This is a genomic window from Cupriavidus consociatus, from assembly GCF_017814975.1.
Taxonomy (GTDB): domain Bacteria; phylum Pseudomonadota; class Gammaproteobacteria; order Burkholderiales; family Burkholderiaceae; genus Cupriavidus; species Cupriavidus consociatus.
In genome coordinates, this window is the sequence record NZ_JAGIQA010000015.1 from 117,939 (window position 1) to 143,499 (window position 25,561).

The 25,561-nt window shown below is 60.8% G+C and carries 25 protein-coding genes; 16 read left to right on the top strand and 9 right to left on the bottom strand.

Features of this window, described 5'->3' with window-relative positions:
- Positions 1 to 13: 13 nt before the first annotated feature.
- The 4 genes from J8I82_RS21045 to J8I82_RS21060 are packed head-to-tail and all read left to right on the top strand — an operon-like array spanning position 14 to position 3,270.
- Positions 14 to 1,198, top strand: a complete 1,185-nt coding sequence (locus J8I82_RS21045; RefSeq protein ID WP_209760785.1) for a YncE family protein — start codon at positions 14 to 16, stop codon at positions 1,196 to 1,198.
- A 16-nt stretch (positions 1,199 to 1,214) separates the two neighbouring features.
- Positions 1,215 to 1,949 (top strand): RraA family protein, encoded by a 735-nt coding sequence (locus J8I82_RS21050; RefSeq protein ID WP_209760787.1) that lies wholly within the window; start codon positions 1,215 to 1,217, stop codon positions 1,947 to 1,949.
- 11 nt (positions 1,950 to 1,960) lie between these two features.
- On the top strand, positions 1,961 to 2,623 hold the full coding sequence (locus J8I82_RS21055) for an RraA family protein (protein WP_209760943.1): 663 nt from the start codon (positions 1,961 to 1,963) through the stop codon (positions 2,621 to 2,623).
- Positions 2,623 to 3,270, top strand: a complete 648-nt coding sequence (locus J8I82_RS21060) for an RraA family protein (RefSeq protein WP_209760789.1) — start codon at positions 2,623 to 2,625, stop codon at positions 3,268 to 3,270. The genes J8I82_RS21055 and J8I82_RS21060 overlap by 1 nt, the downstream gene beginning before the upstream one ends.
- 381 nt (positions 3,271 to 3,651) lie before the next feature.
- Here J8I82_RS21060 and J8I82_RS21065 read toward each other — a convergent pair whose 3' ends face one another.
- A complete protein-coding gene (locus J8I82_RS21065) occupies positions 3,652 to 4,053 on the bottom strand; it encodes a hypothetical protein (RefSeq protein WP_284183118.1) in 402 nt (133 codons plus the stop codon).
- 233 nt (positions 4,054 to 4,286) lie between these two features.
- Positions 4,287 to 5,201: a LysR family transcriptional regulator gene (locus J8I82_RS21070; protein ID WP_209760791.1), complete on the bottom strand. Its 915-nt coding sequence runs from the start codon at positions 5,199 to 5,201 to the stop codon at positions 4,287 to 4,289.
- A 135-nt stretch (positions 5,202 to 5,336) separates the two neighbouring features.
- On the opposite strand from J8I82_RS21070, the gene J8I82_RS21075 reads away from it, so the two are divergent.
- From J8I82_RS21075 to J8I82_RS21105, 7 genes are all read left to right on the top strand, one after another.
- Positions 5,337 to 5,720, top strand: a complete 384-nt coding sequence (locus tag J8I82_RS21075; RefSeq protein ID WP_209760793.1) for a VOC family protein — start codon at positions 5,337 to 5,339, stop codon at positions 5,718 to 5,720.
- Complete coding sequence (locus J8I82_RS21080) at positions 5,717 to 6,643, top strand: NAD(P)-dependent oxidoreductase (protein ID WP_209760796.1); 927 nt, start codon at positions 5,717 to 5,719, stop codon at positions 6,641 to 6,643. The genes J8I82_RS21075 and J8I82_RS21080 overlap by 4 nt, the downstream gene beginning before the upstream one ends.
- 1 nt (position 6,644) lies before the next feature.
- On the top strand, positions 6,645 to 8,339 hold the full coding sequence (locus tag J8I82_RS21085) for an IlvD/Edd family dehydratase (RefSeq protein ID WP_209760798.1): 1,695 nt from the start codon (positions 6,645 to 6,647) through the stop codon (positions 8,337 to 8,339).
- Positions 8,340 to 8,371: 32 nt separating this feature from the next.
- Complete coding sequence (locus J8I82_RS21090; RefSeq protein ID WP_209760800.1) at positions 8,372 to 9,712, top strand: NAD(P)H-dependent oxidoreductase; 1,341 nt, start codon at positions 8,372 to 8,374, stop codon at positions 9,710 to 9,712.
- Between the two features lie 67 nt (positions 9,713 to 9,779).
- Positions 9,780 to 10,748 (top strand): Bug family tripartite tricarboxylate transporter substrate binding protein, encoded by a 969-nt coding sequence (locus J8I82_RS21095; protein ID WP_209760802.1) that lies wholly within the window; start codon positions 9,780 to 9,782, stop codon positions 10,746 to 10,748.
- Between the two features lie 531 nt (positions 10,749 to 11,279).
- The gene (locus J8I82_RS21100) at positions 11,280 to 11,705 is read left to right on the top strand and encodes an organic hydroperoxide resistance protein (RefSeq protein ID WP_431831570.1); all 426 of its coding nucleotides are present in this window, start codon (positions 11,280 to 11,282) and stop codon (positions 11,703 to 11,705) included.
- Between the two features lie 136 nt (positions 11,706 to 11,841).
- Positions 11,842 to 12,306 (top strand): DUF6130 family protein, encoded by a 465-nt coding sequence (locus J8I82_RS21105; RefSeq protein WP_209760806.1) that lies wholly within the window; start codon positions 11,842 to 11,844, stop codon positions 12,304 to 12,306.
- Between the two features lie 106 nt (positions 12,307 to 12,412).
- Here the strand turns inward: J8I82_RS21105 and J8I82_RS21110 are convergent, their stop codons facing one another.
- Positions 12,413 to 13,372: a GlxA family transcriptional regulator gene (locus tag J8I82_RS21110; RefSeq protein WP_209760808.1), complete on the bottom strand. Its 960-nt coding sequence runs from the start codon at positions 13,370 to 13,372 to the stop codon at positions 12,413 to 12,415.
- A gap of 125 nt (positions 13,373 to 13,497) precedes the next feature.
- On the opposite strand from J8I82_RS21110, the gene J8I82_RS21115 reads away from it, so the two are divergent.
- Both J8I82_RS21115 and J8I82_RS21120 read left to right on the top strand, forming a co-directional pair.
- Complete coding sequence (locus tag J8I82_RS21115; RefSeq protein ID WP_245179961.1) at positions 13,498 to 15,021, top strand: amidase family protein; 1,524 nt, start codon at positions 13,498 to 13,500, stop codon at positions 15,019 to 15,021.
- A gap of 142 nt (positions 15,022 to 15,163) precedes the next feature.
- The gene (locus J8I82_RS21120; RefSeq protein ID WP_209760810.1) at positions 15,164 to 16,135 is read left to right on the top strand and encodes a carbon-nitrogen hydrolase family protein; all 972 of its coding nucleotides are present in this window, start codon (positions 15,164 to 15,166) and stop codon (positions 16,133 to 16,135) included.
- Positions 16,136 to 16,277: 142 nt separating this feature from the next.
- On the opposite strand, the gene J8I82_RS21125 is transcribed toward J8I82_RS21120, so the two are convergent.
- Together J8I82_RS21125 and J8I82_RS21130 are read right to left on the bottom strand one after the other, a co-directional pair.
- Entirely contained in the window at positions 16,278 to 16,979 is a 702-nt protein-coding gene (locus J8I82_RS21125) for a nitroreductase (RefSeq protein WP_209760812.1), read from the bottom strand.
- 104 nt (positions 16,980 to 17,083) lie between these two features.
- Complete coding sequence (locus J8I82_RS21130; RefSeq protein ID WP_209760814.1) at positions 17,084 to 18,436, bottom strand: MFS transporter; 1,353 nt, start codon at positions 18,434 to 18,436, stop codon at positions 17,084 to 17,086.
- 501 nt (positions 18,437 to 18,937) lie between these two features.
- Here J8I82_RS21130 and J8I82_RS21135 point away from each other — a divergent pair.
- Positions 18,938 to 19,495, top strand: a complete 558-nt coding sequence (locus J8I82_RS21135; RefSeq protein ID WP_209760816.1) for a 4-hydroxylaminobenzoate lyase — start codon at positions 18,938 to 18,940, stop codon at positions 19,493 to 19,495.
- An 83-nt stretch (positions 19,496 to 19,578) separates the two neighbouring features.
- Here the strand turns inward: J8I82_RS21135 and J8I82_RS21140 are convergent, their stop codons facing one another.
- The 4 genes from J8I82_RS21140 to J8I82_RS21160 form a co-directional block, all read right to left on the bottom strand.
- Positions 19,579 to 20,160, bottom strand: a complete 582-nt coding sequence (locus J8I82_RS21140) for an NADPH-dependent FMN reductase (protein WP_209760818.1) — start codon at positions 20,158 to 20,160, stop codon at positions 19,579 to 19,581.
- 252 nt (positions 20,161 to 20,412) lie between these two features.
- Complete coding sequence (locus J8I82_RS21145; RefSeq protein WP_209760820.1) at positions 20,413 to 21,384, bottom strand: LysR family transcriptional regulator; 972 nt, start codon at positions 21,382 to 21,384, stop codon at positions 20,413 to 20,415.
- Between the two features lie 145 nt (positions 21,385 to 21,529).
- Entirely contained in the window at positions 21,530 to 21,772 is a 243-nt protein-coding gene (locus tag J8I82_RS21150) for a LysR family protein (protein ID WP_209760823.1), read from the bottom strand.
- 425 nt (positions 21,773 to 22,197) lie between these two features.
- Positions 22,198 to 23,208 (bottom strand): AraC family transcriptional regulator, encoded by a 1,011-nt coding sequence (locus tag J8I82_RS21160; RefSeq protein ID WP_209760825.1) that lies wholly within the window; start codon positions 23,206 to 23,208, stop codon positions 22,198 to 22,200.
- Positions 23,209 to 23,377: 169 nt separating this feature from the next.
- On the opposite strand from J8I82_RS21160, the gene kce reads away from it, so the two are divergent.
- Together kce and J8I82_RS21170 are read left to right on the top strand one after the other, a co-directional pair.
- Positions 23,378 to 24,313 (top strand): 3,5-dioxohexanoate:acetyl-CoA acetone transferase, encoded by a 936-nt coding sequence (gene kce / locus J8I82_RS21165; protein WP_209760828.1) that lies wholly within the window; start codon positions 23,378 to 23,380, stop codon positions 24,311 to 24,313.
- Positions 24,314 to 24,412: 99 nt separating this feature from the next.
- Positions 24,413 to 25,471, top strand: coding sequence for a beta-keto acid cleavage family enzyme (locus J8I82_RS21170; RefSeq protein ID WP_209760831.1), 1,059 nt, complete (start codon positions 24,413 to 24,415; stop codon positions 25,469 to 25,471).
- Positions 25,472 to 25,561 lie beyond the last annotated feature (90 nt).

Sequence of the window (25,561 nt, forward strand, 5' to 3'; positions counted from 1 at the left end):
AAGGGCGATGAACATGTCCATTGTTCCGATGCTGTCGCTGCGCTATTCCCTCGTAGCCACTGCAGTGGTGGCTCTGGCAGCGTGCGCCAATACGACGCCGACGCCCAGGCAGTCCTCGTACTACTTGTCGGTGCAGGATGGCCGAGCGGGCCTGACCGATGGCAAGCCGGTCGTCCGACAGTCAGGCGATACGCTGGCCGTCATCGAGCTTTCCGGAGGACACTTGCGGGTTGCGCAGCAAATCGCGATACCGACGTCGCTGGTAGGCCCCCCGAGTTCCATCGCCGTCACGCCTAACGGGCGCATGGCGCTGGTCAGCGCCGCGACCCGCCGCGACCCTGCAGATGCATCCAAGGTTATTCCCTATAACCTGGTGTCGATTGTGGCACTCGACCCGAGCGGCGCAACGGCACCGCGCGTCGTTGGCAGCGTGCATACCGGGGCGGGCGCATCGGGCATTTCTATCAACCGGGCCGGAAATCTGGCTCTCGTAGCCAACCGTGTCGAAGGTTCTGTGTCGGTGCTTGCCATCGATGGCGAAAAGGTCGAAGCCCTTGGAAAGGTGCAGCTCGGCGAGAAGGCCGGCCCTGCCCATGTTGCATTCACTCCGGACGGGCGTCGTGCGCTGGTAAGCCGCGATGGCGATAACCGCGTCAGCCTCCTGGCAATCGAGGGCCGCTCGGTGGCGCTCGAACAGCGGGACCTGTATGCCGGCCTTCGTCCCTACGGTCTGGACATTTCCCCTGACGGTGCGTGGGCAGCGGTAACCAACCTTGGCGGCGGGCAGGGCGACGCGGATACCGTAAGCCTGATTGACCTGCGCGCCAAGCAGCCGCGCGTTGTCGACACCGTGACCGTAGGCCAGACGCCCGAGGGCATCTTCTTCTCTCCTGACAGTCGTTTGGTCGGCGTGACGGTCATTGACGGTAGCAACAAGCCGCAAAGCTCGTCCTTCCACGGCACGGCGCGGTACCGCCTGTTCAGCATCGACGATGGTCGGCTCCGGCCGACGGCACAGGTTGCTGGCGGGCAATGGCTGCAGGGCCATGCGTTCTCACCCGACGGCAGCGCAGTGCTGGTCCAGGACGCGGCCAACCGTCAGATCCGCCTCTATCACAACACGAGCGGCACGCTGGCCGACAGCGGTGAGCGGCTGCAGATGGATGGAGCGCCATCGGCGCTGAAGCTCTGGCGCTGAAGGAGTGGCACTGCAAATGCGCAATGCGTCATCAGGGAAGAACAACTACCTGGAATTGCTAATTTATAAAGGAACGAACGTGAACAGCAACCCTTCCTTGCTCGAGCGCCTTGCGGGGCTCGACACCAATACGGTCTCCGACGCGCTCGACTTTCTGGGGTTGCCCGGCGCCACGGATGGCCTGCGTCCGCTGTGGGACTGCCCGAAGATTGTGGGTCGTGCCAGCACGATTCAGCTCGGCCCCAAGGCCGACGCAAAGCCGACCGTCCACCTGATTTCGCCCGTTATCGACGCGGTCACGACTGACGACCGCATCCTCGTAATTTCGGGCGGTATCGACGGTATCTCGTGCTGGGGCGACATCCTGGCCAACGCTGCGGTGTCGAAGAACGTCCGCGGCTCGGTCATCGACGGCTACAGCCGCGACATCGAGGGCAGTGAATCGATTGGTTATCCGGTGTACGGCCGTGGCATCACGATGATTAGCGCCCGCAACCGCGTCATCCAGACCGGCTCCGGCGAGCCCGTGGAAGTTCGAGGCGTGATGGTGCATCAGGATGACTACGTCATCGCCGACCGCTGCGGCACGGTGTTCGTGCCCGCCGCACGTATCGAGGAAGTGCTGGAACTGGGCGAGCGCATCGCCCGTCGCCAGGATGGTATGGTTGCTGCCGTACGTGCTGGTCGCCCGGTTGCGGAAGTCATGCACGACAAGGAGTTCGAAGCTATCAATCAAGGAGACAAGCAATGAGCGCACCCGCCATGAGTGCAGAAGACAAGGAGCTGGTTGCTCTGTTTGAAGGCCTGGACACGCCGGGCGTGTCGGATGCCATGGACAAGCTGGGTCTGCCTGGCCAGTGTCTGGGCATCGCGCCGCTGGACAATTACAAGGGCACCATTATTGGTCCCGCCTTTACGGTCAAGTACGTTTCCGCAACGACCCCGGCGGGCTCTGTCGGCGACTTTATCGACGACGTGGCTGAAGGCGATGTCGTTGTTCTGGATAACGACGGCCGGACCGACTGCACGGTATGGGGCGACATCATGACCCAGTACGCGGGTCTGCGCGGCATTCGCGCCACCGTTATCGATGGCGTATGTCGTGACGTGTCGAAGGCGCTGGGCGACGGCTATCCGCTGTTCACCCGCGGCCGCTTCATGCGCACCGGCAAGGACCGAGTCCAGGTCGATGGCGTGAACGTACCGGTTTCCATCGGTACGGCCCGTGTCGCCGCCCGCGACATCGTCGTCGCGGACGCCAACGGTGTTGTCGTGGTGCCACGCGGCCGCGCCCGCGAAGTCGCTGATGTTGCTCGCAAAATCGAGGGCGTGGAATTGCAGATTCGCGACCAGATAGCCCAAGGCAAGACCCTCGGCCAGGCGCGCGAAGCGCTGGGCTACCACACGCTGCAAAGGAAGCCATGATGAACGCAACGCAAAACCCCTACAGCGACGCCCAGCTGGAGCAGGCACGCAAGCTGGGCACGTCCACGCTGTTCGAGGCTTCTGGCATCGCCACGACGTCTGTCGACCCGCTGGTCCGCACCATATGGCCGGGTACATCCGTTGCCGGTCCTGCGTATCCGCTGGAATGCTCGCCAGGCGACAACCTGGCCATTCACATCGCCATGGAAAAGGTACCGCGCGGTAGCGTGCTGGTCGTGTCCACTGGCGGCTTCGTAGCCGGCTACTGGGGCGAGGTACTGACCGTTGCAGCCGAGGCTGCCGGCGTTGTGGGTCTGGTCATCGACGGTGGCGTCCGTGATATCGCGGCGCTGACCGCCCGTCGTTTCCCGGTGTTTTCCCGTGGCATTTCGGTACGCGGCACCATCAAGGCAAGTGTCCCGTCGGTTGGCCAGCCACTGAGCTTCACCGGCACGCCAGTCGCTTCCGGCGACCTCGTGGTGGCGGACGATGATGGCGTGATTGTCATCCCCGCAGCACACGTCAGTGCCACGCTGGACCGCGGCCAGGCCCGCTTCGACAAGGAAGCGCGCATTATGGACGAACTGACCAAAGGCCATACGACGCTGGACCTGCTGGGCCTCTCCAGCTGGCGAGAAGGCGCATAAGCACTCGTGCGGTTGGTATAAAGGCATCGGTCAGGTACATAGGGTTTCCTGGCCGATGCGCTTGTCGGCTGCCTGCTCGCTGAACTATTCGAAGGCGTTCGACCATATGTTGACCCGGCGCCTTACGACCCGAAGCGGCATACGTAGCAAGGTGGAGGTGCATGGTGCAACCAGGCGTTAGTTTCCGACGCGAGTAAGGCGGGTGTTCTTTGCCTTCGCTGCGCTCTGAACGTGGTCATCGCAGATGTTGAAGCCCTATGCCCTGGCGACAGTTGCGCGTTTATCGAGCATGCCGGATGTCCCCACATTTGGACACCTGTCAACAAGGCAGCAGGCGTTTACGAGGGGTAGTGCTGTTCGGACAGGACCGGCGGCTCTGGCCTACTCAGAGAGTGGAGCGTCCACAATAACACTGGTTCTAAGCCGACGGATGCGCGGGTCAACAAAGTACCCCCCGCCCTCCACGTAGCGCAAATACGCGCGTTCGCAAACCTGGCACTCCGAGACGGTGCAGCGGTTGTAAGGAAAGTAGAGCGGAGCAATCGGTGCTTCGGCCGACCACAGGGTTGTGCCCTGAGGGTGATACTCCTCATACGTCCCCTCGGTGTAGACGTCGCGAACCAGAGTGCCGATGATGCGAAGCTGTTGCTCTGGGAAGGAGACGGGCAACGAGGTCCATTCGTCGAGTTCAGGGGCGCAACACGCACAATCTACAGTTACAGCATCGGTGCGGCGGGCGAGAGCTTGCAGGGCGTCAAATTGCAGGAAGGTTTCGTTTTCCACGGGGCGTTACGTGATGGGGCTCTCAAAGCCGACCGGAGCATCATACCGCCGCTGAGGAAATCAACACAGTGTTCTCCGCCCTGGCTGCACACTGCGAAGCAGTTCGAGGTGAGGCGATAGCGTTTAGATGCAGCGTAGCGGCCAGGTACGCGAAGGTTATTGCGGGAGCCGTCTTCTGGATTGGGGCAGCGTTGTGAGCCGTACCGCTCGCATCGACGACCGAACGCCGGCGGTCAATCTGGCGACTTACTCAAATGTTCGACGAGCAGCGCGGCTGAGCCGGACAAGGCTCGGGCTGCGCTGGTGGCGATGAGGAGCCGTCGTTCAGCCCAAGCATCCATGAGCCGTACAGCCTTCAAGTTCATGGGCTCCAGCTTTCGAAAGCAAGCACCGAGTGGCAGAACGCCGATACCAAGATTCGAGGCAATCATCTCCGACATGGCGTCGAAGCTTCGAACCTGGACTCGGAGCCGCAAAGGAAAACCGATGTCGTGAGCGGCGCTGGAGATGGTATCCAGCAATGAGCTTCCACGGTTCAGGCCTACGAAGTCGTACGAAAGGCAACTTCGGAAGTCAATTTCGTCGACTGCGGCCAAGGGGTGCGCCTGGGAGCAAAGAACGACCAGTCGGTCTGTCCGATAGGGCAGTACGTTTAACCCATGTGTAGGGGCGCCTTCGACAAATATCCCGACGTCTGCCAATCCTTCCACCAAGGCGCGGACGATGTCTCCACTAAGCTGCTCCTCTACCTCCACGCGGGTATCGGGGTAAAGCCGGAGGAAGCTCTCCAAGGCGGACGGCAGAAATTCGACCAGGGCCGACATGTTTGCCCAAAGGCGGACGTGTCCCCGCGACCCGCTCGAATATTCGCTCAGCTCATTGCTGAAAAGCTCGAACCCCTGAAACAGTCGCATCGCGTGCTGCAGAGCTACGTGCCCGGCCGGTGTCAGCCGCACGCCGTGCACAGTTCTTTCCATGAGAACCGCCTTGGAGGCGGCCTCGAAATCAGACATCCGGCGACTCGCAGCTGAGAGCGCCAAATTGCATCGCTCAGCCCCCTTCGTAATGCTGCCGCTCTGCGCGACCGCACAGAATAGTCGCAATGTGACGAAATCGATGCGTGCGGGATTGATGAGGTCCTGTGGCATGGAGGCATCTTAGCAAGAAAAGATCGGTGCTTCCTTCGCAAAACGCGAAGGAAGCATGTGAAATTAGGAATTCCTCCGCGCTCCTTCACGCGCCTACATTCGCTCCATTCGCGGAACTGCAAGAAGGAGACACCCGTGATTCACCATCTGGACCACCTCGTCCTGACCACCGGCAACGAACAGGCTTGCGTCGGCTTCTACGTTGGCCTGTTGGGCATGACCCTTGAGACCTTTGGCGAAGGCCGCAAAGCGTTCAAGTTCGGCGAGCAGAAAATCAATCTGCATGTGAAGGGCAAGGAGTTTGAGCCGAAGGCCCATCTTCCGGTGCCCGGAGCCCTGGACCTCTGCTTTATCGCCTCGGTTCCGCTCGATGACGTCATCAAGCGCTTGAATGACCGCGGCGCCAACATCATCGAGGGGCCGGTTGCCCGGACTGGCGCGAGCTATCGCATTCGCTCTATCTACCTGCGCGACCCTGACCTCAACCTGATTGAAATCTCCGAGAGGGCCGACGCATGAGCGCCGCAAATTCCGACCGCACCATCGTTGGCTTCGTTGGCCTTGGGCAGATGGGCAAGCCAATGGCGTTGAATCTTGTTCACGCCGATACCGACCTGCTTGTGACATCGAAAATCCAGGACGCCTATCCGGAGTTGCAGGCCGCGGGCGCAACGACGGCCGACAGCCTGGCCGGATTGGCCGACGCTCGTATCGTGTTCCTCAGCCTGCCGGGCACGGCGGCTGTACTCGACGTGCTCTTCGGCGACGGTGGCCTGGTATCGCTGCTTCGCCCAGGCTCTATCGTTGTCGACACCAGCACGATGGAGCACGGCGCGACGATGGACATCCATGCCCGTCTCTCTGCAGCTGGCATCGAGTTTCTGGATGCCCCGGTGTCAGGCATGCAATCGCGCGCCGAGGCCGGCACGCTGACGGTCATGTGTGGCGGCTCCGAAAAGACGTTCGAGTGCGTCAAGCCGTGGCTTGAACGCATGGGTAACAACATCCTTTACATGGGCGAGGCCGGTAGCGGCCAACTGACGAAGCTCGTCAACCAGCTGTTATTCGATATCAACTGTGCCGCGTTAGCCGAAATCTTGCCGATGTCGCGACGGATGGGTCTTGACGCCGAGAAGATTGCGTCGGTCATCAACAGTGGGACGGGACGCAGCTACGCGTCGGAGTTCTTCCTGCCTCGCATTCTGAAGCGCCATTTCGACGATGGGTATCCGCTCCAGGCGGCCTACAAGGACCTTGTCAGCGCTGCCGAACTCGGCGCACGTCACTGCATCCCCATGCCGGTCCTCGCGGCTGCGACCGCTACCTATCAGATGAGCCTTCTGGCTGGCCACGGTTCCAGCGACAAGGGCGCAATGACTCGGTTCTTTGAAGACGCGCTCTCCGTCGAGTTCAGCGCCGCAACACCCCAGATGGAGAAGTAACATGGCTGGACCACTTGGCCTTGACAATGGCCTGACTAACTACGGTGACCGCGATTTTGCGCGCTACCTGCGCCGCTCGATGGCGCACTCGATGGGCATCTCGGGGGAGTTGCTGTCGAAGCCGGTCATCGGCATTGCCGCATCACCCAGCGATTTCAACAACTGTCACCGCTACATGCCGCAACTCGTTGAAGCAGTGTCGCGCGGGGTGTTGGCCGCGGGCGGTCTGCCACGCATGTTCCCCACCGTGTCGCTGGGCGAAGTGTTCCTCAATCCGACCAGCATGGTCTACCGCAACCTGATGTCCATGGACGTCGAGGAGATGGTACGGGCACAACCCATGGACGCCGTTGTCCTGATTGGTGGCTGCGACAAGACTGTGCCTGCCCAGCTGATGGGTGCCGCCTCGGCCAACCGTCCCGCCATCCAGCTGGTTACGGGGCCAATGTCCACCGGGCGCCATAAGGGCGAGCGGTTGGGCGCATGCACGGACTGCCGCCGGTTCTGGGGAAAGTTCCGTGCTGGTGAAATCGACCAATGCGAAATCCAGACCGTGGAGACTCGTCTGGCCACCACGGCAGGTACCTGCGCAGTGATGGGCACCGCCAGCACGATGGCATGCATCGCGGAGGCACTGGGGATGTCGCTGCCCGGCACTGCCGCGATTCCGGCTGTCGATTCGCAGCGTCTGGTTGCGGCCGAGGAGAGCGGCCGTGCGGCCGTGCGGCTGGCACATGCGCCTATCCTGCCTTCCCAAATCATCACCGAGCAGTCGGTTGAGAACGCCTTCCGCGTACTGATGGCACTGGGTGGCTCGACCAACGCCATCATTCACCTCACCGCCGTGGCGGGCCGGCTCGGCATCCGTATCAGCCCCCAGCGGCTTAACGAGATTTCGGACGAGACGCCGGTGCTGGTTGACCTCAAGCCTGTGGGCGAGGGCTACATGGAAGACTTCCATGCCGCGGGCGGCATGGGCGCCGTGCTGCGGGAGCTGCGGTCGTTGCTGAATCTGGATTGCCTGACGATTGACGGTCGCACGCTGCGCGAGCGCCTCGACGAGCCGGCTGGGTGGGTCGACCGCAAGGTCATCCGGTCATTTGACGAGCCGGTAAGCAACGTAGGCGGCCTGATTGCCCTGCACGGCAGCCTGGCACCGGATGGCGCCATCTTCAAGCGCGCAGCCGCCACGCCAGCATTGTTCGAGACGGAAGGCCGCGCGGTTGTCTTCGAAAGCCTGGAAGACCTCGCTGACCGTATCGATTCGCCAGACCTGGACGTCAATGCGGACGACATCCTGGTGCTGAAGAACGCCGGCCCGCTGGCGGCAGGCATGCCTGAGGCTGGGTACCTGCCTATTCCTTCGAAGCTTGCAAAGGCTGGTGTGAAGGACATGGTGCGTATTTCGGACGCTCGCATGAGCGGCACTGCCTACGGAACCATCGTGTTGCACGTGTCTCCCGAAGCCGCTGCGGGTGGACCGCTGGAAGCCGTGCGAAACGGCGACCGGATTCGCCTGTCGGTGTCGCAGAAGACCATCGATTTGCTTGTCGAGCCTGAAGAAATCGCACGCCGCCTTGCCGGGCGCAAACCGCTTCCCCAGAAGCAAGGCGGCTATCGCGAACTCTACCAGCGCACAGTGATGCAGGCCCCCGATGGCTGCGACCTCGACTTCCTTGCCCAGCCACGTAGCTGAGAGCTGTCCGTTTCAACCATATCTGATTCACTATGAACTTCTATCCTCAACTGCTCGCGCGTGCCGAGCAAGGAAACCCCGTGCGCGTTGGCCTCATCGGTGCGGGGAAATTCGGCTCGATGTACCTCGCCCAGGTACCCCGCACACCTGGCGTACACATGGTTGGCATCGCTGACCTGGTTCCTGCCAACGCCCATGCCAGCCTTGAGCGTGTGGGTTGGGAGGCTGGCCGCGCACAAGCAGCGTCGCTGGACGACGCCATTCGCACGGGTTCCACGCACGTCGGCGATGACTGGGAAGCGCTGGTAGCGCATCCTGGCGTCGACATCATCATCGAATGCACCGGTAACCCGATTGCCGCCGTTGACCATTGCCTTGCAGCATTCAAGGACGGCAAGCATGTCATCAACGTCACGGTCGAAGCGGACGCCTTCTGCGGGCCGCTGCTTGCCCATCGTGCCCGTGAGGCTGGCGTGGTGTATTCCCTCGCCTACGGCGACCAGCCGGGGCTGGCTTGTGAGCTGGTCGACTGGGCGCGCACGTGCGGCTTCCCCATCATTGCTGCGGGCCGCGGTCACAAGTGGCTGCCGCAGTTCCGTGAATCGACGCCCGATACGGTCTGGGACCACTGGGGTGTGACAGCTGAACAGGCACGCATTGGTGGCATGAACCCGAAGATGTTCAATGCTTTCCTCGATGGGTCCAAGCCTGCCATCGAAAGCACTGCCATTGCCAACGCCACCGGCCTCCAGGTGCAGGCTGAAGGTATCACCTTTGCGCCGGCCTCTGTCGAGAAGATTCCAACTGTCATGCGGCTCAAGTCCGAAGGCGGCGTGCTGTCGGCAAAGGGCGTGGTCGATGTGGTGTCGTCGCTCAACCCCGACGGGACATCCGTAGGCTACGACATCCGCAAGGGCGTGTGGGTCTGCGTTGAGGCTCCGAACGACTACATCAGCCGCTGCTTCAAGGAGTATCAGGTCTTCACCGACCCGGAAGGCCGCTGCATGGTCCAGTACAAGAAATGGCATCTCATCGGTCTGGAGCTCGGCATCTCCGTGGCAAGCGTTGGTCTGCGTCGCGAACCGACCGGCGTTGGCCAGCATTTCAATGCAGACGTGATTGCTACAGCCAAGCGAGACCTGAAGACCGGAGAGATGCTCGATGGCGAGGGTGGCTACACGGTTTTCGGCAAGTTGTTCCCTGCCCAGGAGTCGCTCCGGCTGGGCAGCCTGCCTCTCGGCCTGGCCCATCACCTGAAGCTGCGTCGCGATGTGCGCAAGGACCAGTCTCTCACTTGGGATGATGTGGACATAGACGCGGACCAACCGGCGTACCGCGTCCGAAAAGAGATGGAAGCACTGTTCCGGAAGTGAAGTAAGACCAGTGATAAGGCCGGAACGGTCGGTCTGTTCCGGCGAATAGATGAACAGGAGACAGAAAATGAAATGGAGCGTGAAGACCTCTGTGATGGCGGTCCTGGTTGCCGCTGCATGGCCGCTGTTCGCTGCGCAGACCTATCCCACCAAGCCCATCAACATGGTTGTGCCGAGTGCACCAGCCGGTTCGACCGATATCGTGGCGCGGTTGATTGGTGAGCAGCTGGCCAAAGACCTGGGGCAACCCATCGTGGTCGAGAATCGGCCAGGCGCCAGCGGCAATATCGGTACCGAAGCGGTCGCCCGGGCCAAGCCGGACGGCTATACGCTTCTCATGCAGTACTCGGGCTATCACGTGGGAAATCCTGCGCTGTTTCCCCAAGCGCGCTGGAAGCCAAAGGACTTCGCTCCTGTGGCGCTCGTGATGCGTGCACCCCATGTGGTGGCCGTGAGCGGAAAAATTCCTGCCAAGAACCTGAGCGAACTGATTGCGTTCGGCAAGAAGGACAAACGGGGCTTGTTCTACGCCTCGTCCGGCAATGGCTCTATCCAGCACATTGCCGGCGTTATGTTCGGCAACCAGGCGCACGTACCGGTGACGCACGTACCGTACAAGGGCGCAGGTCCTGTGGTGACCGACCTGATTGGTGGCCAGGTCGATATGTTCGTGACAACCCCGCCATCAGTCATCCAGCAGGTCAAGACGGGAAAAATCAAGGCGCTCGCCTACACGGGACCCAAGCGTCATCCCTCGATGCCCGACGTTCCAACCTCCGCTGAAGCTGGCTTGCCCGGCTACAACGTCGAGTCCTGGTTCGCAGTATTCGCGCCAGCAGGAACTCCCCCCGACATCATCAACAAGCTGTCTGCGTCAATCAAGAAGATTGTCGAAAGCCAGGACTACCGACGCAAGATTGAAGACCAAGGCAGCTTCGCTGCGTACATGGGCCCACAAGCGCTGCAGAAATTCGTGTCGGAGGAACTCGCCACGTGGGCGAAGGTGATTAAGGAAGGAAATATCACGGCTGAGTAACAACAAGAACTGAGGCGGCGGCGATGAAGGCCCAACCGCCCCAGTGCCACCGGACCGGCGGGTACCGGCAAGAGGCTTGCATTAGATTGCGGCTTCGGTTCCCTGGCGATTGCGACGTTCAGCGCTTGAACCCGGCCGCCTTCTCTTTGCCGAACTCGAAGCTGTGCCGGCGGAATACAGCTTGCGACGCTAGGCGCGGCGCCGGGTTCGCAGGCGGGCGGACGCAGTGACGTAGCCGCAGGCTGGCATCTGGACTATTGCCGGCCAGCGCCACAGCGAGCGCGAGCGGCTGCACTTCCACACGGGCATACCCTCTGGTTCTACAGGAGGCGCGCCGGGGAACTCAAGAGGTATTGGGAAAGGGAAGAAACGTCCATGCCCCTTCCATTTCATGGTTGGCATAAAAGGAGGGAAGTTAGTCCTTCAGGCTAAACCCCAGACTCCTATTATCATTTGCATCGCATGCGATTGCATCGCAAACGATATATTTGTTTCGACAACGAGGCATGTCTCAACCCATGTAAGGAAATCATCATGACCAAATTCGATCAAGTTATCTACACCGCACACACCCACGTCACCGGCGGCCGCGAAGGCGCCGGCCGTTCCAGTGACGGTGCCATCGACGTCAAGCTGAGCACGCCCGGCGCCGGCCGGCCTGGTACCAACCCCGAACAGTTGTTCGGCATCGGATACTCAGCCTGTTTCATCGTTGCCGTCGAAAACGCCGGCAGGCAGGTGGGTGTCAAGCTGCCCAAGGACGCGGCCATCGACGCTGAAGTGTCGCTGGGCAAGACCGACGGCGGCGCCAACTATGCCCTCGGCGTGACGCTGAAGGTCCGCTTGCCGGGCCTGGATGCGGCCGTGAAGCGGCAACTGGTGGAAACCGCCCACCAGACCTGCCCATACTCGCGCTCCCTTCGCGGTAACGTCGACGTGCAGTTCGAGATTCTGTAAGCAGTGTGCGGCATTCAGGACGCTGAGATGGGGCTCAGGGTGCGAACGTCGCTCGCGACCCGTGCCCCATCATCCTTATTTCGAACCGCGCCTGGATCCGCACAACCGCAATCCATACTTTGAACGAGAAACTTCAATGTCCAAGCTGATCAAGACGCTTGCCGTAGTCGCGGCGGGCATCGTACTCGCCACGAGCGCCTTCGCCCAGAGCGCGAAGGATATTCGCGGCGCTTCGCCGTACGTCGCGGTCGAGAATGAGCCCGCCCCGAAACTGATCGTAGATCCCCCGCTGCCCGAGGGGCTGGCCCACGGCATCTTCTGGGCTCAGTACCGGGTGGAGAACTTGCGCATCGCCCCGGTGTTCGGGCCGGAGGCAGCCAAGGTATCTCCACGCATCGGGCATCTGCATATTACGGTCGACGACTTACCCTGGTGGTGGGCGGATCCGAGCGACAACAACACCGTCGACATAGCCGGGCTGCCGCCCGGCCAGCACAAGGTGAGGATCTCGCTGGTTGACGCCAATCACAACGTCTTTCCCGGACAGGTGGTGACACTGGAGTTCACCGTGCCTGAGGGCGCCAAAGCGCACTCACATTAAAGCTGATTCCGAGGATGGGAACGCGCGCTTCACTCGTTTCAGTCCGCGTCCTCAGTACGGTACTCGCACCATTCCGCACAACTGGAATTCGCCAGCAGCCAACCGTTCAAGTCAGAGCCGACTCCGCCGCATGTCGCGAGCGGGCCGCTCGCTTCAATGCCTGGGGCGGTTGGCCGAAGACGCGCAGGAACGCCCGCCTCATTCGCTCCGGGTCGGAGAAGCCAGTTTCACTCGCGATGCGCTCGATCGTGAGTCGATCCGCCTCGACAAGAATGCGAGCCGTTTCCGCGCGCAGCCGCTCGACGGCGCGCGCAGGAGGTTGACCCGTGTTCAACCGGAACTCGCGGCTGAAGTGTCGCGGGCTCATATGGACGGCATGGGCGAGCCGCTCGACCGACAGGTCTTCGCGCAGGTGGTTCTTGGCGTAGGTCAGTGCCGCCTGGATGCGATCGGACTTGGATTCCAGCTCCGACAGCGTCGAGAACTGGGACTGCCCACCCGAGCGCCGATGGTGAACGACCAGTTGTCTTGCGACCGCTCCCGACACGTCGCTGCCCAGGTCGCCCTCCACCAGTGCCAGCGCGAGATCGATGCAGGCAGTCATGCCGGCCGAGGTCCAGACGGTACCGTCGCGCACGAAGATCCGATCTTCCTCGACCCGGATCGACGGATAGCGCCGCTGAAGCTCCCGCGCATGGGCCCAATGCGTTGTCACGCGACGGCCATCCAGGATCCCGGCCTCGGCCAGGACGAAGGCGCCGGTGCAGATGCTGGCCATGCGCCGAGTGGGCTCGAGCGCACGCGCGAGCAGCCGCAGGAGTCTGGCCGATGACGGCTGCGGTGTGGTCGCTCCGGCCATGATGAGCGTGTCATAGATGTTCGGATCCAGCGCAATCGTCTGAACCGCGGTGCCCATCGAGCTTTTCACCGCACCCCCACATTCGGAGACGACATGGATGTCGTAGGCCGCCTTCGGTGCGGCAAGGTTAGCCATCTCGAAGACGGAGACCGCCACTATGTCCAGGATCTGGAAGCCGGGGAACACCACGAGTCCGACGCGTTTCATGTTGGCCTAAAACGAGGGAAGTTGGTCATTTGAGCTAAAGCCTAGGCCACTATCATCAACCTGTCAAAGACATCCACAGCTTCCCAACCGCCCCCCGGGGCATACGGCCTTTGAAAGGTAATGAAATGAGCTCAATTCCAATTTCCAAGGGCGTCGCCCTCGTGACCGGCGCATCAGCGGCTTTCGGTTCGACTGAAGAACTTATGCCTGCAATGCGTTCGGCAAGCTCCGGTGAATTGCACGAGCTCGGCCTCGCAGCTGCAGCACGCGCAATTCGAACCGGGGAGATTTCCTCGGAGGCATATGTGGGCGAGCTGCTGGAACGCGCGCATGAGCACGCCGACTTGAAAGCGTTCATCACCATCGATGGCGCCTCAGTGCTGGAGGCCGCAAGCCAGGCCGATCGAGCGCGTCGAGCAGGGCACAGCGCTCCGTTGCTCGGCGTGCCTCTGGCGGTCAAGGACAGCTACCTGACGAAGGGATTGACTACCACCATGGGCACTTCCGTACTGGCTGCGTACAGACCGACGCAGGACGCCGAGGCGATTGCGGGTGTGAAAGATGCGGGGGCGATAATCTTCGGAAAGAACAACCTGGTTGAGATGTCGTATGGCCTGACGGGCCTCAATGCTCACCATGGCCAGGTGAAGAATCCCTACAACAAGGCCAACGTCACGGGCGGTTCCTCCAGCGGTGCAGGCGCTTCGGTGGCTGCTCGCATCGTTCCCGCAGCGCTCGGCGGAGACACTGTCGGCTCCATCCGTGTTCCCGCGTCGTTGTGTGGTGTGGTGGGATACAAGCCGACGCCGGGCCGCTGGCCGGCCAAGGGCGTGGCTCCCATATCCGACACCCTCGACACCACGGGACTCCTCGCTCGCCGCGTCGAAGACTGTGAGCTTCTGGATGCCGTGCTTACGAAGAGCCCTGTCCACAGCGTCAACCTGAGCGGCAACCTGAAGGGCGTCAGGTTCGCCTACGCGCCTCGGCAGTACCTGGCTGACGTCGACGTTGAGGTCGACCGCGCGTTTCGCGAGACCTTGCGACGGCTTAAGGATGCAGGAGCCGAGCTGGTGGAAATCGATCTGAAGGAAGATTTCCTTGCCCTTGCTGATAGCACGACTTGGTCCATCTTTTTCCATGAGACGATGCCCGCCGTTCGCAGGTTCATCGCGGCCAACCAGCTGCCCATTTCCTTCGAGGAGATCTATGCGGGCCTGGGCGAGAATATCAGGGGCAGCTGGTCACACTTCGTCGTGGCCTCCGGCGCAGGCTTCGTGTCGGATGAAAAGTACCTCACCGCACTTAACGTGGGCAGGCAAGAGCTGAGCAGCCGACTCGCGCAGATCGCGTTCGGACAGGCCGATGCGCTGCTCTTCCCGACCACGCCGTGTGCAGCGCCGCGGATCGAGAATCAATGGAACTTCCAGGTCGGCGGCAAGGACGTTACGCACCTCTTCTTGTCCAGGAACACGCATCCGTCGAGCTCCGCCGGCTTGCCCGGTATCAACATTCCGATGGCACTGAACTCTGAAGGGCTTCCACTCGGGTTGGAACTCGATGCGGCAGCTGGTCGTGACCGTGAGCTACTGGCCTTGGCTCGCCGAGTCGAACAAGTCCTTGGTTACCTGCCTGGACCGACTGCGTTCTGAGCTTCACCCACCGTGACTTGAAGGCAGCCACATTGGCTGTCGGCGCTAACTCCCGCGAACGCCAGACACTGAATGTTGCTGTCGCCTATGCAACTTCGTCGCGGCACTACGATGCCGCGTCCGATCCAAAGGAATTTTTAGAATGACAGTCATCAAAGCTGCCGCAGTCCAGATCAGCCCTGTGCTCTACAGCCGTGAGGCAACCGTGGATAAAGTCGTGCAGAAGATCCAGGAGCTTGGTGAGAAGGGGGTGGAGTTCGCCACCTTTCCGGAGACCGTGGTGCCGTACTACCCCTATTTTTCAGCGGTCCAGACGGGTCTTCAGCTTCTTGCCGGAAGTGAGCACCTCAGGTTGCTCGAGCAGTCCGTGACGGTACCGTCTCCCGCCACCGACGCAATCGGCGAGGCGGCCAGGAAGGCCGGCATGGTGGTGTCCATTGGTGTGAATGAGCGTGACGGAGGCACCATCTATAACACGCAATTGCTTTTCGACGCAGACGGGACCTTGATCCAGCGCCGCCGCAAGATCACCCCTACGCATTTCGAACGCATGATCTGGGGTCAGGGCGACGGGTCAGGCCTTCGCGCGGTTGACAGCAAGGTCGGACGAATCGGCCAGCTCGCATGCTTCGAGCACAACAATCCGCTCGCGCGCTACGCGCTGATCGCCGACGGCGAGCAGATCCATTCGGCCATGTATCCGGGATCAGCCTTCGGCGAAGGATTTGCCAAAAGGATGGAAATCAATATCCGACAGCATGCGCTGGAGTCCGGCTGCTTCGTCGTGAACGCAACAGCGTGGTTGGACCCTGACCAGCAGGCGCAAATCATGCGGGACACGGGGTGCGATATCGAGCCGATTTCTGGCGGTTGCCTGACCACAATCGTGACACCGGATGGCATGCTGTTGGGCGAACCTATCCGCTCGGGTGAGGGTGAGGTCATCGCCGATCTTGATTTTTCGTTGATCGACCGGCGCAAGGTCTTGATGGACTCGGCTGGACATTACAACAGGCCAGAGTTGCTTAGCCTCATGATCGACCGTACGGATACCGCCCACCTGCACGAACGCGCCGTGCACGCCAAATCGCTCATCAATCAAGAGCAGAAATGATCAGTGCGCCACAGTAGCTCCAGTGGTCCCAGCGTGCGGGGCCTGAAAGAACGTGAGACCGACGTTGCCTGGACGCGATAGGGCAGGATAACGGGCGCTTGTCATGTGAGTCACCAGTTATAAGTTCTCCTCGACTGCATGCTCAGGCATCGAAGCCCAGAAACCGCGTGAAGCCCTCGACGGGCTCACGCGTCATATCGAGACGGTTGACAAGCGACTCGTCGTCGGAGAAGCCGAGGCTCATCCCGCACACGACTTGGAAGCCTTCGGGAAAATCGAGGTGCCTGGAGATGATGTCCTGATAGCGCACGAACGACACCTGAGGACACGTAGCCAAGCCGATGGCGCTTGCGGCAATCATGATCGTCTGGATAAACAGCCCATAGTCCAGCCAGCTGAACTTGGTGAGGGAGGGATCAATTGCAAAGATCAAGCCAACGGGCGCACCGAAGAAATCGAAGTTTCTCGCCGTCACCTTGGCGCGTTGCGGCATATCGCTCCGGGATATTCCCATCGCCCGGTAGTACACCGATCCGAATGCCTCCTGGCGAACCCTCATCTCTTCGGGAAGGGGGTCGGGAAGATGTTGCAATGGAGGATGTCGATCCTCCATCTGTGCCTGTCTCAACCTCTCGCTCAGCGCAGCTTTTTCCGGCCCAGCCAGCACGTAGACATGCCAGGGCTGGATATTCGAGTTGCTTGGCGAAAATCTCGCCACGTCGAGAATGTCCTCGACCATGCGTTGCGGGACCGGATCCGGTCTGAAGTATCTCACGGCTCGACGGGAGCGAATGATTCCGTCGACGATGGATGCTGTGGGATGAGAGTCTCGAGAAATTGTCATGAGCAGAGAACGAGCAAGGAGGCTTCCTCATGATGACATGGCGTTCAGGAAGCGGACGGTGAAACATATGCAAGGGCAGATTGCACCCGCTGCACAACGGCTGGTTAAGCACCGGCGAGTGCAGGCCGCGGACGGCCCCATGCCATCACGAACAGGGCCATTGCGGCTACGAATGCTGGCGCGGCCATCAGCGTAAAGATGTAGATCATGTTGTAGCCGGCCGCGAGCAGCGTGCCGCCGCCCATGGCACCGAGAATGCCACCGAAGCGTCCCACCCCGAGCATCCAGGCGACGCCGGTCGCGCGGCTGTGGGTGGGATAGAAAATCGCAGCCAGTGCGAGCATCGACATCTGCGCGCCCGTCATACAAACGCCGGCCACAAATGTCAGAATCGCCAGCGCCCCGGTATTGGCCGCTCCCTGTCCCATTGCACAGACCGCGACGCCGAGAAGAAGGAAGGCCAGTGCAACGGTTCGGCAGGGATTCCAACGATCCATCACCCAGCCGAAGATCAGCGCGCCCAGCACGCCACCTGCAGGAAACAGCGCCGTAACGAGTGCTGCCTCGCGCAGCGTGAAGCCAGCCTCGCGGATCAGCGTGGGCATCCAACTCGTGAGTGTGTAATAGACCAGCAGCCCCATGAAGTAGGCCAGCCACAGCGTCAGCGTGCCGAATCGGTACGGCCTCGAGAGCATCGCGCCGATCGACGTGTGTTGCTCGTTCCCTTGGCTCTCCGAAACCGTAACGCGTGACGTCGCGATAGAAGGATTGTCGGCGATCCGGCGTAGTACGTTGCGAATCCGCTCGATCGGCCAGTCCCGGATCACCATGAAGCGGATCGACTCGGGTAACCAGATCAGGCCGATTGCCAACACGATCGGTACACCGCCGCCGATCACGAAGACAGATCGCCATCCGAAGTCAGGTATCAATGCGGCCGCGGCAAGTCCGCCCGCCGAGGCCCCCAGTGTAAAACCACAGAACATGATGTTCAGTAGCAATGCGCGTCGTTTCGCCGGCACATACTCCGATAGCAGGGTCGTCGCGTTGGGCAACGCCGCCCCGAGTCCGATGCCGGTCAGAAAGCGGAACACGGTGAGTTGCCAGATGTCCGTCGCTGCCACGCACGCTGCCGTCCAAAGACCGAAGAAGAAGACCGAGCCGATCAAGACCCAGCGCCGGCCTATCCTGTCGGCGATCGGTCCTGCCAGCAGCGCACCCAGCGCCAGGCCGACGAGGGCTGCACTGAGCACCGGGCCTAGCGCACCAACGGGAATGGACCATTCCCTGGCGACGGCCGGCGCGACAAAGCCGATCGCTGCCGTATCGAAGCCGTCCGCAGCGACGATCAGAAAGCAAATGAACAGGATCAGCCATTGATATGGCGAAAAAGGATGTTCATCAATGAATTGCTGGACATCGATGACGTTCGATGTCGGTTTCTGGTAAGTACTCATGACAACTCCTGTGGGGATGATTCTTCATGGAGCCTCTCGACAAACAGATGGTCGATTCATTGTCGACATCTGCTGGAAGCTGAAAGACATCGGGGCGGAGCATAGGGATGCAGATGACGTGCGACAACAGGGTCAACCCGGACAGGGGCAGGCCGGCGCGTAGTTCATACCCTTTGTCAGTGAAATTAATCTTGCGAAGATGCAGAGAATCCAGCGTGAATTGATCGTGTTGGCGTTCTTTCTTCCACATAAGCGCTAATTTCTTCCTCGCATGCTCGCGATGAAGGAGTCATTGAAATCTGTGCATATGGATATTGAACGGTGAAACCTTCGTCACACAAGACGCCTCTTGCACGATATGCAATTTCACCTTGAACGGTTGTCGCTTCCGCTGTTGCGCACCGTATGGCATCGTGCCTGCAGGCGGTACGCCGCTGCGCGGGCATCGATCGTCATCGTTGACGACGCGAGCCGGCGCTCAACCGAAATCATGAGGACGATATGTCAAACACCGGAGCATCCAATCACAGGGAGCAATTGATCGCTCGCTGCATTCCGTTTCTTGAGGAGGTCAAGGACATGACCACTGGAACCAAAGTCGAGGAATGGCTCAACACGAAATACGGTCCTGAAAGCGCGTTGTACAAGGATCTCGCCCGACTGATCAGGATTGGTGTCGAGCAGGAAGGCTGGGCCGCCAACACGGAAATCGCGGGTCATAAGTACCGGCGATCGCGCCTTGTTGATCCGTCGGAAGCGACCTTCGGCTTCAGCATTACCGCGGTCTATATGGACAGCGCCGATAACGATCAGCGCAACCCGGAAAATGCCTTCCGCGGCGACTATCACTCCCATCCTTATGGCGAATTCAACCTGGTGGTGGCGCTCAATGAAGGCGCGGCGCTGGCTGGTCCGAATGGCTGGTGCTACGGCGGATGGACCGCCCCCGCACCGGGCAGTCATCATTATCCCGAGGCCAAGGGCGGCGCAGTGATCGCGCTCTTCTTCCTCCCTGCAGGCAGGATTGCCTACAACGTCAAGGCACCGGACGCCCATTGACTGGCAGGGGAAGGGCGGCTCGCTTTCATCCGGCGCGCCGCCCGCAGAAATTGCACGGCGGCGGCCGTGCGAACGCTTAAACTCTAGGCCTTCGACAAGCCCCGGGCCGTCTCCACAAGCCTGGCACCCACCGCGCGCACTTCGGTCTCTACCGGCTTTTGAATCAGACCTCCATCTGCGTCGAATGCCTGATGTGCTGCTGCCAGGGAGAATCCCTGCGGGATCACCAGCATGCCGAGTTTCTCCAGCACGCCGCGCATTCCCAACATGGAGCGGATGCCGCCCATGGGTCCTGGCGACGCGCTGATCACTGCGGCGACCTTTCCCTGAAAAAGCTGCACGCCAGATTCGCCGGTAGCCATCGGCCGGCTAATCCAGTCAATGGCATTCTTGAGCAGGGCGGTATAGCCGCCGTTATATTCGGGCGACGCCACCAGCAACGCATCATGCTCCGCTAGCAACCGCTGCAATTCCCTTGCCGCTGCCGGCATGCCGTATTCCTGTTCGAAGTCGCCGTCATAAAACGGCAACGAATGATCGGCCAGCGATACGAGCCTGACCTCCGCGCCACTGTCGCCTGCGCCACGCACGGCCACATCGAGCAACTTTCGGTTGACGGAACCGCGACGGGCGCTGCCACACAATGCAAGGATCTTTACTGTCATGTTGAAGTTATGAAGCGATGTGAATTGCCGGGGCGTTACGCGCGCACGCTGCAGAATGTCAGCGGGGCGAACGACCGGAGCTGCATGCCGCGATCGTGTCACGATATTGACAAGGCGAACGCTATCTGCGGAAAAGAGCCAGTCCGCGTGGCACCAGAGATGTCGATGCGCATGGTGCCCCGATGGTGCCACATGGAAAACGCCGACTGCGGTGAAATACGTGCAAGACGACCTTGCAGAAAACAGGACGAACTAGGTTCGCACCTGGCTCGCCACATCGGCGATTTGCTTGCGCAGCCATTGCAAGGCCGGATCTTCGGCATTGCGGCCGTGCCAGACCGCCCGTACCGACGTCGTCGGCGTGGGGTAGGGCACCGGATGAACTCGCAACTCACCATTGCGCTCAAACTCGCGGCCCAACGGCGAAGGTATGAGCGCCAGCATGTCGCTGTGGCGAACCAGAGCGGGTATCGCCAGCGAATGCGCCACTGCGACGCGGATACGCGGCTGACTTGCTGAACCCACAAAGGCGTCTTCAAGCGCCTGCCGGTCGAACATTTCCGATTGCCGTGCAAGCCCGCGTTCGACGATAAAGCCGCTGACCGCGCCTTCCTCCTGCCCACCCAGCGATACGGCGACCAGTGGATAGGTCAACAGGTCCTCATTGGTGAGCGCACGGTCGCCGATCGGATGATCACGGTGCGTGACCAGTACCTCCGTCTGTTTCCAGATCACCATCGATTGAAATCGTGTAGGCACCTCGGCGAAGATGCCGATGGCGATGTCGATGCGGCCGATGTCGATCTGTCCGGCCAGATCCAGTCTCGTCGAGGGGCGTACCACAAGGTCGACCATCGGCGCTTCCGCGCGCAGGCGCTGGCTCAGCCGGCTGAGCAGAATCAATGTGATGTAGTCGTTCGCGGCCACCACGAATTCCCTCCGTGCGCTGGCCGGAGCGAAGGGTTCATCACCGAGCGCGGTCTGGATTTGCCGCAAGGCACTCCGGATGGGCATAGCCATCGCCACCGCGCGCGCGGTCGGCTCCATGCCCTTGGCTGTGCGGACGAAGAGGTCATCCTGGAGCACATCGCGAAGGCGGCCGAGCGCATGGCTGATTGCCGATTGACTGAGATGCAAGCGCTTGCCCGCGGCCAGCAGATTGCGATCCTCGAAAACTGCATCGAAGACGCGCAACAGGTTGAGGTCGATCCTTGCGAGATTCATTCTTTTCGTCCGAATGACAACGCACCAATTGTCCGCGCATTCTACCCTCGAGAGCACGACCGAACGTGGGGCTCGCCCCGTCGATTTGCGTTCCGGCCATCGTCACGCCGTGGTCCTCGGGGAGAAGTGACGAGTGTCTCGGATGTCAGGTAGCTTCCTCTGACGCGTCGTACGGTGGCACCGAGGTCTCAAGTGAGTTCCATAAGTCCTGCATGGTGGGGTTGCTGTTCGCTATTGCCCGATACGATCGAATCTGAAGCTTGGCACACCATTCCTCGCCGCCGGCTTGGACGAAGCGGCCTGCGTCGATCTCATCCTTGACGGCGCTAAACGGCAGCCAAGCGATAGCATAGCCTTCGACTGCCATCCTCATGATGAGCATGGCCATGTCAGCTTCGTAACATCCTCCCATGAGCAGGCCAAAATCGAATTGCTGCATGTACCGTACAAGGGACCTGCTCCATCGCTGCTGCCATCGCAAGCATTCCGTTTGCAGCAGAAGGCCTGTTCTTTCAGCACTGGCTACGCTCCTGGAGCATTTCCTGGCTAACCATGCTGCCGGTTGTCGTGTCGCCACACCCATCATTCGCCGCCTGGTCGATCGCATGACAAACCAGTCTTAGGGCATACCGTCCTATGTCGATGACCTGGTTGAAACGTTAAACATGTGCCTGTTGACTGTGTCATCGCTCAACTGCGTGCAAGAGCCTGACACCCTTGAGTTCGATAATGCGACGCACGGCGGTCAGATGCGGGCGAAAGAAATCGGGTTGGACGGGCGGAACGCGGAACATGGCGCCGCCGGTTCGTGGCTTACCTCAGATTTGCCGGCTTAGTGCTGCGCCACCGAGTCGGCGTCATGCCAAACTGCGCCGTGAACCACCGGACGAACGAGCCATAAGCGGAGTAGCCAAGCGATTCGGCAATGCGCCCAAGCGAGTAGCTTCTATTGTCCATATAGTGGATAACGAGATCGCGCCGTACGCCATTGACCATGTCAGAGAAGACCTTTCCAGCGCCTTCGAGTTGGCGCTGCAGGGTGCGCACGTTCATCCCCAGGCCCTGCGCAACCTGCTCAATCGTCGCGCGTCCCGCCGGAAGCATCAGATAGATTGTCTTGCGCACCTCGAGGACAATTGACGGCTCGTTAGCCCCCGGCAGACCTTCAAGCAGGCGTTGCGCATGGCGTGCCATGACAGGGTCAGCGATAGGGTTCGGCAAGTCCAGGTCGGCAGACCGGCAAATCAAGCCATTGAAAGCGCTTGCGAACTCCAGTTTCCCGCCGAAGATACGGCGGTGCAACCGCAGATCAGTTGGAGCGTCATGGGTGAAGTTGACACCAAGAGGCTGCCAGGAACTACCCAGCAGTGTGCTGAACAGGCGTGACAATGCGCCCAGCGCCAGCTCAACTGACTGTATCGACGGTCCGGCGTCGTCAGCGACCACGTCCTCCCGCACGATCACCTTCTTCCCAGTTTCCTCGATCCGGATGACCAGAAACTCATTCATCAAGTGCCGATACTGAACCAAGGTGTCAACCGCATCGCGCAGGGTCCTTTGATGGGTGAGTAACACGCTCACGACACCGAGATCGGACAGTTGCCACAGGTCGGCCATACGCAGCCCAAATGTCGGGCATTGCGTGAGTCGCGCTGACTCTTCCAGCAAGGTAACTGCACCACTTCCGGAAATCCAGTGTTCCGGGTCCGCAAGCATCTCGCGGGTCAGCCCCAGTTTGCGCAGCAACGGCTGCGGTTCAAGGCCCAACTGCTGCGCAATCTTGAAATAGTTCGCCATCACGCCAGTACGAATCAGTGTGCCCATCGCCTCTCTCTGTCAGTGTGTTGCCTGGATCCGTTCACTGCGGGGAAAACCCGGGTGTCATGCCATTCTGTCATGAAATGAGATACAGATGTCGTGAAATGAGAGAAAACTGGGGGCCGAGGATTACTAGACTGTTTCGTAATTCGACGACGAACGGAACACAGTTGCCATGGCAGCTCCTCAGAAGAAGGTCATAGTCACCTGCGCCGTAACGGGCGGCATTCACACGCCAACGATGTCCCCCTACCTGCCCATCACGGCAGAAGACATCGCCGGCGCGGCAGTCGGTGCGGCCGAGGCCGGCGCCTCGATCGTCCATCTGCACGCGCGCAAGCCGGAGGATGGCCAGCCCTCGCAAGATCCCGCGCTCTTCCGTGAATTCCTCCCGGAGATCGCCGCGCGTACCGATGTCATCATCAATCTCACCACAGGCGGCGCCCCCAACATGCTCGTCGAGGAACGGCTGCAACCGGCGCTGCAACTCAAGCCCGAAGTCGCCTCGCTGAACATGGGGTCGATGAACTTCGGGCTGTACCCGATGCTCGGCAGGCACACAGTGTTCAAGTACGACTGGGAACGTCCTTACCTCGAGGGCTCAGAAGACCGCGTCTTCCGCAACACGTTCAAGGAGATTCGCTACATCCTGGAATCGTGCGCCGGCAACGGGACCCGCTTCGAGATCGAATGCTACGACACCAGCCATCTCTACACGGCGGCGCATTTCATTGACCGCGGCATCCTCAAGCCGCCGTTCTTCATACAGTCTGTGTTCGGCCTGCTCGGCGGCACCGGCACGCATCCCGATGATGTCATGCATATGCGCCGCACCGCCGAACGGCTGTTTGGCAAGGACTACTACTGGTCCGTGCTGGGCGCGGGCCGCAGTCAGATGCCGATCGCTTCCATGGCGGCCGCGATGGGCGGCAATGTACGCGTGGGGCTGGAGGATTCGCTCTGGGATGGTCCGGGCCGGCTTTCCACCAGCAACGCCGATCAGGTCAGGCGCATCGTCGGGATCCTGAAGTCCCTGAATCTGGAGGTGGCAACGCCGGATGAGACGCGCGACATGCTTCAACTGAAAGGCAGGCAGGCGGTTGCATTCTGAGCAGTCCATCTGCGACAAGCCATTTACGACTGATGCCCCATCCGGCCTCCACGATCTGTGGCGGCGCTGATAACCAAAGTTCTGATCAAGGAGATAGAAATGCAATTTCTGGATGACTCGCTGCACCCGGAGAACATGGACAAGGTGGTCATCACCGTGGCCCCGTACGGCCCGGAATGGATGCCGGAAGACTTCCCGGAAGACATCCCCGTGACCATGGAAGAGCAGATCCAGAAAGCAGTGGATTGCTATGAAGCCGGCGCCAGCGTGCTGCATTTGCACGTGCGTGAGCCGGATGGCAAGGGCTCCAAGCGCCTGTCCATGTTCAACGAACTGATCGCCGGCGTGCGCAAGGCGGTGCCCGACATGATCATCCAGGTTGGCGGCTCGATCTCGTTCGCACCGGAGGATGAAGGCCAGGCCGCGAAGTGGCTGGATGATGACACGCGTCACGCGCTGGCGGATCTCGACCCCAAGCCGGACCAGGTGACTGTAGCACTCAACACCATCCAGATGAACATCATGGAGTTGATCTACCCGGAATTCTACGAGCGCACGCACATGGCCAACCCGGCCGTCTACGACGCGTACCGTGAAATGATTGTTCCGGCCGGCCCGGCCTGGGCGGAAGAGCACCTGCGGCGCCTGCAGGAAGCCGGCATCCAGCCGCACTTTCAGTTGGTCGGGATGCATGCGCTCGAGACGCTGGACCGCATGGTGCGCAGGGGCCTCTACAAGGGGCCGCTGAACCTGACCTGCATCGGCATCGGTGGCGGACACCATGGACCGCATCCGTACAACCTGTTCGACTTCATCCAGCGTGCACCGGATGGCTGCACCATCACCTCGGAGTCGTTGTTCAAGAATGTACTGCCGTGGAACACGATGGCGCTGGCAATGGGTATGCACGTGCGCTGCGGCATTGAGGACACCCTCATCGATCAGCATGGCAATCGCTTCACCTCGGTGCAGCAGATCCAGCAGACCGTGCGTATCGCCAGGGAACTGGGCCGCGAAATCGCCGATGGCAAGGCAGCGCGGGAAATCTACCGCATCGGCACCTGGTATAGCGATGTCGATGAAACCCTGGCTGCCAACGGCATGACCCCGAACCGCAAGCCCGGTGTCAAGAACGTGCCGCTGCGCAACGCAGCCTGAGCCTGCTACGGCGCAGGCAACGACTCGATCCGGTTGATGTGCGGACTCCAGCCTGAATTGCCGCAACGGGATCGATCTGTTTTGACTTGA

Excerpts from the sequence above, each read along its gene's own strand:
- J8I82_RS21045 (WP_209760785.1), top strand. The coding sequence starts at position 14 with ATGTCCATTGTTCCGATGCTGTCGCTGCGCTATTCCCTCGTAGCCACT.
- J8I82_RS21050 (WP_209760787.1), top strand. The coding sequence starts at position 1,215 with ATGCGCAATGCGTCATCAGGGAAGAACAACTACCTGGAATTGCTAATT.
- J8I82_RS21055 (WP_209760943.1), top strand. The coding sequence starts at position 1,961 with ATGAGTGCAGAAGACAAGGAGCTGGTTGCTCTGTTTGAAGGCCTGGAC.
- J8I82_RS21060 (WP_209760789.1), top strand. The coding sequence starts at position 2,623 with ATGAACGCAACGCAAAACCCCTACAGCGACGCCCAGCTGGAGCAGGCA.
- J8I82_RS21070 (WP_209760791.1), bottom strand. The coding sequence starts at position 5,201 with ATGCCACAGGACCTCATCAATCCCGCACGCATCGATTTCGTCACATTG.
- J8I82_RS21080 (WP_209760796.1), top strand. The coding sequence starts at position 5,717 with ATGAGCGCCGCAAATTCCGACCGCACCATCGTTGGCTTCGTTGGCCTT.
- J8I82_RS21085 (WP_209760798.1), top strand. The coding sequence starts at position 6,645 with ATGGCTGGACCACTTGGCCTTGACAATGGCCTGACTAACTACGGTGAC.
- J8I82_RS21090 (WP_209760800.1), top strand. The coding sequence starts at position 8,372 with ATGAACTTCTATCCTCAACTGCTCGCGCGTGCCGAGCAAGGAAACCCC.
- J8I82_RS21095 (WP_209760802.1), top strand. The coding sequence starts at position 9,780 with ATGAAATGGAGCGTGAAGACCTCTGTGATGGCGGTCCTGGTTGCCGCT.
- J8I82_RS21105 (WP_209760806.1), top strand. The coding sequence starts at position 11,842 with ATGTCCAAGCTGATCAAGACGCTTGCCGTAGTCGCGGCGGGCATCGTA.
- J8I82_RS21110 (WP_209760808.1), bottom strand. The coding sequence starts at position 13,372 with ATGAAACGCGTCGGACTCGTGGTGTTCCCCGGCTTCCAGATCCTGGAC.
- J8I82_RS21115 (WP_245179961.1), top strand. The coding sequence starts at position 13,498 with ATGAGCTCAATTCCAATTTCCAAGGGCGTCGCCCTCGTGACCGGCGCA.
- J8I82_RS21120 (WP_209760810.1), top strand. The coding sequence starts at position 15,164 with ATGACAGTCATCAAAGCTGCCGCAGTCCAGATCAGCCCTGTGCTCTAC.
- J8I82_RS21125 (WP_209760812.1), bottom strand. The coding sequence starts at position 16,979 with ATGACAATTTCTCGAGACTCTCATCCCACAGCATCCATCGTCGACGGA.
- J8I82_RS21130 (WP_209760814.1), bottom strand. The coding sequence starts at position 18,436 with ATGAGTACTTACCAGAAACCGACATCGAACGTCATCGATGTCCAGCAA.
- J8I82_RS21135 (WP_209760816.1), top strand. The coding sequence starts at position 18,938 with ATGTCAAACACCGGAGCATCCAATCACAGGGAGCAATTGATCGCTCGC.
- J8I82_RS21140 (WP_209760818.1), bottom strand. The coding sequence starts at position 20,160 with ATGACAGTAAAGATCCTTGCATTGTGTGGCAGCGCCCGTCGCGGTTCC.
- J8I82_RS21145 (WP_209760820.1), bottom strand. The coding sequence starts at position 21,384 with ATGAATCTCGCAAGGATCGACCTCAACCTGTTGCGCGTCTTCGATGCA.
- J8I82_RS21150 (WP_209760823.1), bottom strand. The coding sequence starts at position 21,772 with ATGGCCATGCTCATCATGAGGATGGCAGTCGAAGGCTATGCTATCGCT.
- J8I82_RS21160 (WP_209760825.1), bottom strand. The coding sequence starts at position 23,208 with ATGGGCACACTGATTCGTACTGGCGTGATGGCGAACTATTTCAAGATT.
- kce (WP_209760828.1), top strand. The coding sequence starts at position 23,378 with ATGGCAGCTCCTCAGAAGAAGGTCATAGTCACCTGCGCCGTAACGGGC.
- J8I82_RS21170 (WP_209760831.1), top strand. The coding sequence starts at position 24,413 with ATGCAATTTCTGGATGACTCGCTGCACCCGGAGAACATGGACAAGGTG.